We start from the raw sequence: 6,821 nt of genomic DNA, 5'->3' as shown, positions 1-6,821 counted from the left end.
TGGTCATAGGCTCGGAAGTCGTGGCCCTCGTCAAGTCCACGGAGGTATCCATCGCCAAGCTCTGAAGCCGGCGTGGCCTCTCAGATATCCATTTCCTTGAACACTTCCGCCGCGACGCGGAAGGCGTCAATTGCGGCCGGCACGCCGCAGTAGATTCCGGCCTGCAGGAACACTTCCTTGATCTCGTCCTTGGTCACGCCGTTGTTGATCGCGCCGCGCACATGCAGCTTGAGTTCGTGCGGGCGGTTGAGCGCCGTCAGCATGGCCAGGTTGAGCAAGGAGCGCGACTTGCGCTCCAGGCCCGGCCGGTTCCAGACATCGCCCCAGCAGTTCTGCGTGACCATTTCCTGCATGTCGATATTGAAGTCGGTGGCGTTCCTGATGGAAGCATCGACGTATTCAGCGCCCAGCACTTCGCGGCGCGTGGCAAGGCCTTGATCAAACAGCGCCTGATTCTTGGGGGCGTAGGGACGGGTCATGAAATCTCCTGGGTTGAATCGTGCTCATTTTCCCCGTTTGACCGACATCTGTCGAAGCACCGAAGGCTGGCACACAAACTGCTTTATCTCAGCATCTTGTATACATCAGGGTATTCATCATGCTGATCGGCACCATAGAAGACTGGAAGAATGCATACGCCCGGGGCGCAAGCCCCGCCGACCTGCTGGAGCCGCAGCGGCAGGCGTGCGAGGCCGGCGACACGGCATGGATAAGCATTGCCAGCGCCGCGCAATTGCGCGCCCAGATTGAAGCGCTTGCCACGCTGGAGCAGGCCGTAGGACGCGAGCAGCTGCCGCTGTACGGCGTGCCGTTCGCGGTCAAGGACAACATCGACGTTGCGGGCTTTCGCACCACCGCGGCCTGCGAAGCATTCGCCTATGTCGCGCAAAAGGACGCATTCGCCGTCCAGCGGCTCAGGAACGCGGGCGCCATCGTGCTGGGCAAGACCAATCTCGACCAGTTCGCGACCGGCCTGGTCGGCACGCGCTCGCCGTACGGCGTGGTGCCCAACACGTTTGATCCCGTCCTGGTCAGTGGCGGCTCGAGCTCGGGCTCGGCCTCGGTGGTCGCGCGCGGTCTCGTGCCTTTTGCGCTGTCGACCGACACCGCGGGCTCGGGCCGCATTCCCGCAGGCTTCAACCAGATCGTGGGCCTCAAACCCACGCCGGGTGCAGTCAGCGGCACCGGTTTGGTGCCTGCCTGCCGCACGCTGGACTGCATTGGCGTGCTCGCATGCACCGTTGCGGACAGCGCGCGCGTCATGGCGCTGATGGAAGGCCTGGACGCGGACGATGCCTACTCCCGGCCCCGCCCGATGGCGCCGGCCCACAAGCCGCTGGCGCAGCTGCGCGTGGCCACGCCCGCAGGCCGCAAGCTGTCGGCCAGCTACGAAGCCGCATTTGCCGATTTCTCGGCGCAGCTGCAGGCCCAGACCGCGCAGCTGCAGGACATTCCCTTCGACCCACTGTTTGAAGTCGCCGAACTGCTGTACCAGGGCCCCTGGGTCGCGGAACGCGTGGTCGGCGCGCGCAGCATCTACGAAGGCCAGCCCGGCAACATGCTGCCCGTGGTGCGCAGCGTGCTCGACGTGGCCCAGCGGTTTTCCGCCGCCGACACATTCGCCGCGCAGTACCGGCTGCAGGAACTCAGGCAGCAGGCCGAAAAGATCTGGCAGCAGTGGGATCTGCTGTGCGTGCCCACGGCGCCGCGCCATCCGCGCATCGATGAAGTCCTGGCCGAGCCGATTGCCGTCAACTCGGAAATGGGCGTCTATACCAACTTCGTGAACCTGCTGGGCTGGTCGGCCATCGCCATTCCCGCGAGCCGCCTGCCGGACGGCCTGCCTTTCGGCATCACGCTGATTGCACCCGGCTGGTGCGAGCCCGATCTGGTGCGCTGGGCCACGCAACTCGAGCAGCAGGCCGGACTGCCCGCGGGCGTCACGGGTCTGCGTGCCGTTGCCGGCGCAGCGCCCGTCACCTGGAACGTGGCCGCGCACGGCGAAATGGTCAAGGTGGCCGTGGTCGGCGCGCATCTGCGCGGCATGCCGCTCAACCACGAACTGCAGTCCTGCGGCGCGCGCTTCGTCGAAGCCACGCACACCAGCGCCAGCTACCGCCTGTATGCGCTGCAGGGCACGGTGCCGCCCAAGCCGGGACTGGCGCGCGTGGCCGCTGGCGCAGAAGGCGGCGCCGCGATTGCCGTCGAAGTCTGGGAGATGCCGCTGGCCCATTTCGGCCGCTTTGTCGCCGGCGTGCCGGCGCCGCTGGGAATCGGCTCGGTCACGCTGGCCAGCGGTGCAAGCTGCAAGGGCTTCATCTGCGAAGGCCAGGCGCTGGCCCAGGCGACCGACATCACGGATTTCGGCGGCTGGCGCGCGTATTGCAACAGCCTGCGCTAGACCGTCACATTACAAGAAACCAGGAGACTCCCGTGGCCCAGACCAGCCTTGCCGCATCGGCATACACGCAGCTCAAGCAGGCGCTAGACAATTTTCACTTCGTTCCGGGCGACCGCTTCAGCGAAAACGAAGTCAGCGCGCTGCTGGGCATGAGCCGCACGCCGATTCGCGAGGCCTTGGTGCGGCTGCAGCGCGAAGGCTACATCTCGGTCATGCCCAAGCTCGGCTGGCTGGTCAACAGCATCGACTTCAATGTGTTCGAGCAGCTCTACGACGTGCGCTCGGTGCTCGAATGCGCGGCCATAGACCTGCTGGGCGCGGCGCCCGATCTTGCGCAAAGGCTGGCGCCGCTGTGCACGCTGTGGTGCGTCGATCCGTCCCAGCGCCTGGCCGCCTGCGCCGAAGTCTCGCAGATGGACGAAGCCTTTCACATGGCACTGGTGCATGCCAGCGGCAATCTCGAGATGGCGCGCATCCACTGCGATCTGACCGAACGCATACGCGTGGTGCGGCGCCTGGAATTCACGCGCAACTACCGCATCGAAGCGGCCTACAACGAACATGCGCTGATCCTGCAGACGCTGCTGCAACGCGACACCGCGGCGACCAAGGCGCTGCTGCAAAAGCACATTGCCGTGAGCCGCGACGAAGTCAAGAAGATCACGCTGCATACGCTGCAGGCGGCCAGGCAGGGGCGGGTCGCGGCTTGATTCGTCATTTGCTGCAGGGCCGGCCGTTCATGGTTGGACGCGCCCGGCGAGGCCGGCTCGGCACGAGCGGGTTTTCCGTTCGTCCTGAGCCTGTCGAAGGATGAACGGCCGCCCTTGAAAATCAGTCCGAAGCAGCGTTAAAGCCAGCCCACCAAGCGCTGCAACAGCACCCCATCGGGCGCGGCCAGCGCATTCAGAATGCTGAAATGATCGGCTCCGTCGACTGCCAGCAGACCGCCTTCGCAGCCCTGGCGCAGCAGCGACAGCGCCAGGCTCTGCGCCTGCAGCTGCGGCAGTTCGGCCGTGCCGAACGCGGTGATGAATGGCTTGTCCACCAGCGGCAGATGCAGCGGGCTCAGCATGCGCACTTCGGTCGGCGTGAGCTGCAGCGACGCGTTGAGATAAGTGTGCTGCAGCGGCGCGAGATCGTAGATGCCGCTGACGCCCAGACCCGCGCGCACGCCTTCGCAGTCCAGGCCCAGCGCCGTCAGGTGAGCACCAGCCGACCAGCCGCACAGCAATATGTCGCCGCTGCGCCCACGGGCCAGCGCATGCGCGCGCACCGCGGCAATGCCCTGGCGCACTTCCTCGACGATCTGCGTGAGGCTGGCCTGGGGCGCAAGCGTATAGCCCAGCAGCGCGGCGTTCAGGCCCAGCGCCAGCGCGCCTTCGGCAACAAAGCGAAAGCTGTTCTTGTGGCGCATCTGCCAGTAGCCGCCGTGAATGAACAGCAGCGTGGGCGCGTCGGCGCGGCCCGTGAAGCAATCGAAGACCTGGCGCTCGGCAGCGCCGTAGCGCTGATCGATGTCCCCCGCGGCGCGCGCCAGCAACGCGGCGCTGCGCGCGTCAAAGCCGGCAAGCTGCGCGGCGCTGTCGCGCACCGCGGCCGTGTTGTCATAGGCCGCGTCGCGCAGCGCCTGGGGCCAGGACTGCAGGCTGTCCAGCATCACGCGGCCTTGGGCAGCGACACATGGCTGCTGAGCATTTCCGTCAGTTCGCGGCGCACCGCATTGAACTCGGGCGCGGTGATGCAGCGCGGGCGCTCCAGCGGAATGCGGTAGTCGCGTTCCACGCGCCCCGGGCCCGCGGTCATCACCACCACGCGGTCGGCGAGCAGCACGGCTTCCTCGACCGCATGGGTCACGAAGATCACCGTCAGTTTTGTCTTTTCCCAGATGTCGAGCAGCTCCTGCTGCAGCACTTCGCGCGTCAGCGCATCGAGCGCGCCGAACGGCTCGTCCATCAGCAGCACTTCGCAGTCATTGGCCAGCGCGCGCGCAATCGACACGCGCTGCTTCATGCCGCCCGACAGCTGGTTGGGGAAATGGTCGGCGAACTTGCCCAGGCCCACCATGTTCACGAAACGGTCCGATATCTCCTTGAGCCGGCTTGCGGGCAGGCCGCGCTGTTTGGGGCCGAAGGCGATGTTCTCGCGCACCGTGAGCCAGGGAAACAGGCCGTAGTCCTGGAACACCATGCCGCGCTCCGGGCCGGGCTCCTGGATGGGCGCGTGGTACATGCGCGCCGAGCCCGTGGACACCGGCTCGAAGCCGCCCATGATGCGCAGCAGCGTCGACTTGCCGCAGCCCGAGGCGCCGATCAGGCAGACGAACTCGCCTTTGTGGATCTGCAGGTTGACGTCCTTGAGCGCATGGATGGGACGGCCGTTGAGATTGAACACCTTGCTGACATTCGCGATGTCGAGAATGGGCGTCGGCTTGCGGTTGGCGATGGAATCAGACATTGTGTTGCGGGCTCCACTTGAGCAGACGGTTGTTGAGTGCGACGAGCAGGCGGTCGGTGACAAAGCCGGTGAAGCCGATGACCACCATGCCCGCGATCACGACATCGGTGCGCGACAGCATGCGGCCGTCCATGATGGCCGCGCCCAGGCCTTCGGGCACGCCCGTCATCTCGCCGACGACGATCAGGAACCAGGCAATGCCGTGGCCCAGGCGCAGGCCGTTGAAGATCGAGGGCAGCGCCGCGGGCAGCACCACCTGGCGGAACATCGAAGTGCCAGAGCAGCCCAGCATTGCCGCGGCCTCGAACAAGCGCACTTCGACCGACTTCACGCCAAACGTGGTGTTGATGACGATGGGAAAGAACGCGCCCAGGAACACCAGGAAGATCGCGGCGTTCGGGCCCACGCCGAAGAAGATCATCGACAGCGGCAGCCAGGCCGTGACCGGCACGGGGCGCAGCATCTGCAGCGTGGGGTCGACCACGCGGCGAATCGTCGCGTTCTTGCCTATCACCAGGCCCAGCGGAATACCGACCAGCGCGGCCAGCGCAAACGCGCCGTAGACGCGCGACATCGACTTGATCCAGTGGATGCCCAGGGTCTCGCTGAAGGCATCGTCGTAGATGCCGCCAAACGCGAAGTCCCAGAGCATCAGCCCGACTTCCTTGGGCGGCGGCACCAGCATCGTTCCAGACAGGCGCACCGCCAGGTCCCAGGCCAGCAGCAGGGCCAGCGGCAGCAGCGCCGGCACCACCCATTTCACCAGCCACAGGTGCAGCGCGCCGGGCTGGGCCGGCATCACGAACTCTGGCACATGGTTGGGCGCCGGCGCCGCCGGCTGCACGGGCGTGGCGGCGGCCACGGGTGCGGCGCGCGCGCTGGTATCAAGGGTGGAAGTGGTCATGGCGGATCTTTCCGGGACGGACTGCAGGGCGGGAGAGCGATCAGGACTGGGGGTTGAGGCCGGTCACGATGAAGCGGCTGTAGTCGGGCAGCTTGCGGATCTGCTTGCGCTCGAGCATCAGCGAGCCGTAGTACTTGCTGCGCTGTATCCAGTCGGCATCGATCTTCCAGGTCAGCTTGACGTTGTCGGCGGCCAGGTTGGCGACATCGGCCGGCAGGCCCAGCTTGGCGCCGGCCATCTCGATCAGCGCGGGCCGGTTGGCCATCGCGAACTCCGAGGCCTTGCGGTGGATTTCCAGGAACACCTTGGCGAGTTCGGCCTGGTCCTTGACGGTGTCGGCATGCGTGGTCATCACCATGTTCACCGCGCCCGTGGGCGTGCTGTACGGGTACTCGAGCACCTTGCCCACGCCCTTGACGACGCTGATCGACGGGCCGGGCTCGGCGCCCACGTAGGCGTCGATGTCGCCGCGCTCCAGCGCTCCGGCCATCTCGCTGAACGACACGCGCACCGACTTCACGTCCTTGATCGTCATGCCTTCGGCCTTGAGGCGGTCGAGGAACACGGCTTCCTGCGTGGAGCCCGGCAGGATGCCCACGCGCTTGTCCTTGAGGCCCTTGAAACTGGCCACGCCGCCGTCCTTGCGCACCACGATGGCGATGCCGCCGTTGCACTGCGGCGCAATGATCACCACGGGCTCGCCCGCGGCCGCGCCCAGCGTCGCGGCGGCCAGGCCGTAGGTGCCGAAATCCACCGACTTGGTGACCACCGCGTTCTTGCCATCGGTGGGCGTCTCGAAGGTCACCACCTCGATCTTGTAGCCCGGCGGCGTGAACTTGTCGTAGAAGTACGGCGTGATGCCATGGATCAGCTTCAAGGTGCCGACCTTGATGACCTTGTCCGCGGCCTGCGCGGGCGCCACCATGGACGCGGCAAGCGCCGAAGAAGTCAAAGAGGCAAGCAAGAGTCGACGTGAAAACATGGCAGTTCCTTCTTGAGTTGGGCCTTGGCGAAAATCGATCCGCTCTTGAATACTCGCTTGTACACAAGGCAGTCGAAGCC

General features: G+C 66.0%; 7 protein-coding genes. 2 read left to right on the top strand and 5 right to left on the bottom strand.

Going from position 1 to position 6,821, the window contains the following annotated elements; all coding sequences use genetic code 11:
* Positions 1 to 80 precede the first annotated feature (80 nt).
* A complete protein-coding gene (gene pcaC, locus RR928_RS21205) occupies positions 81 to 479 on the bottom strand; it encodes a 4-carboxymuconolactone decarboxylase (protein ID WP_332548993.1) in 399 nt (132 codons plus the stop codon).
* A gap of 119 nt (positions 480 to 598) precedes the next feature.
* Between pcaC and atzF the strand changes: the two genes are divergently transcribed.
* The gene (gene atzF / locus RR928_RS21200; RefSeq protein ID WP_332684137.1) at positions 599 to 2,401 is read left to right on the top strand and encodes an allophanate hydrolase; all 1,803 of its coding nucleotides are present in this window, start codon (positions 599 to 601) and stop codon (positions 2,399 to 2,401) included.
* A gap of 32 nt (positions 2,402 to 2,433) precedes the next feature.
* Positions 2,434 to 3,111, top strand: a complete 678-nt coding sequence (locus RR928_RS21195) for a GntR family transcriptional regulator (RefSeq protein WP_332540220.1) — start codon at positions 2,434 to 2,436, stop codon at positions 3,109 to 3,111.
* Between the two features lie 137 nt (positions 3,112 to 3,248).
* On the opposite strand, the gene RR928_RS21190 is transcribed toward RR928_RS21195, so the two are convergent.
* From RR928_RS21190 to RR928_RS21175, 4 genes are read right to left on the bottom strand one after another with little or no spacing between them, the layout of a single operon-like run.
* Positions 3,249 to 4,058, bottom strand: a complete 810-nt coding sequence (locus tag RR928_RS21190) for an alpha/beta hydrolase (RefSeq protein ID WP_332540221.1) — start codon at positions 4,056 to 4,058, stop codon at positions 3,249 to 3,251.
* The gene (locus RR928_RS21185) at positions 4,058 to 4,855 is read right to left on the bottom strand and encodes an ABC transporter ATP-binding protein (RefSeq protein WP_332540223.1); all 798 of its coding nucleotides are present in this window, start codon (positions 4,853 to 4,855) and stop codon (positions 4,058 to 4,060) included. Before RR928_RS21185 ends, RR928_RS21190 begins: the two co-directional genes overlap by 1 nt.
* Positions 4,848 to 5,759, bottom strand: coding sequence for an ABC transporter permease (locus tag RR928_RS21180; RefSeq protein WP_332540224.1), 912 nt, complete (start codon positions 5,757 to 5,759; stop codon positions 4,848 to 4,850). The genes RR928_RS21185 and RR928_RS21180 overlap by 8 nt, the downstream gene beginning before the upstream one ends.
* A gap of 40 nt (positions 5,760 to 5,799) precedes the next feature.
* Positions 5,800 to 6,741 (bottom strand): ABC transporter substrate-binding protein, encoded by a 942-nt coding sequence (locus RR928_RS21175; protein ID WP_332540225.1) that lies wholly within the window; start codon positions 6,739 to 6,741, stop codon positions 5,800 to 5,802.
* Positions 6,742 to 6,821 lie beyond the last annotated feature (80 nt).

It is taken from the genome of Comamonas sp., assembly GCF_036666375.1.
GTDB lineage: Bacteria > Pseudomonadota > Gammaproteobacteria > Burkholderiales > Burkholderiaceae_C > Comamonas.
Note: the sequence above shows the minus strand (reverse complement) of the source record. Positions and strands in the feature narration are given on the sequence as shown.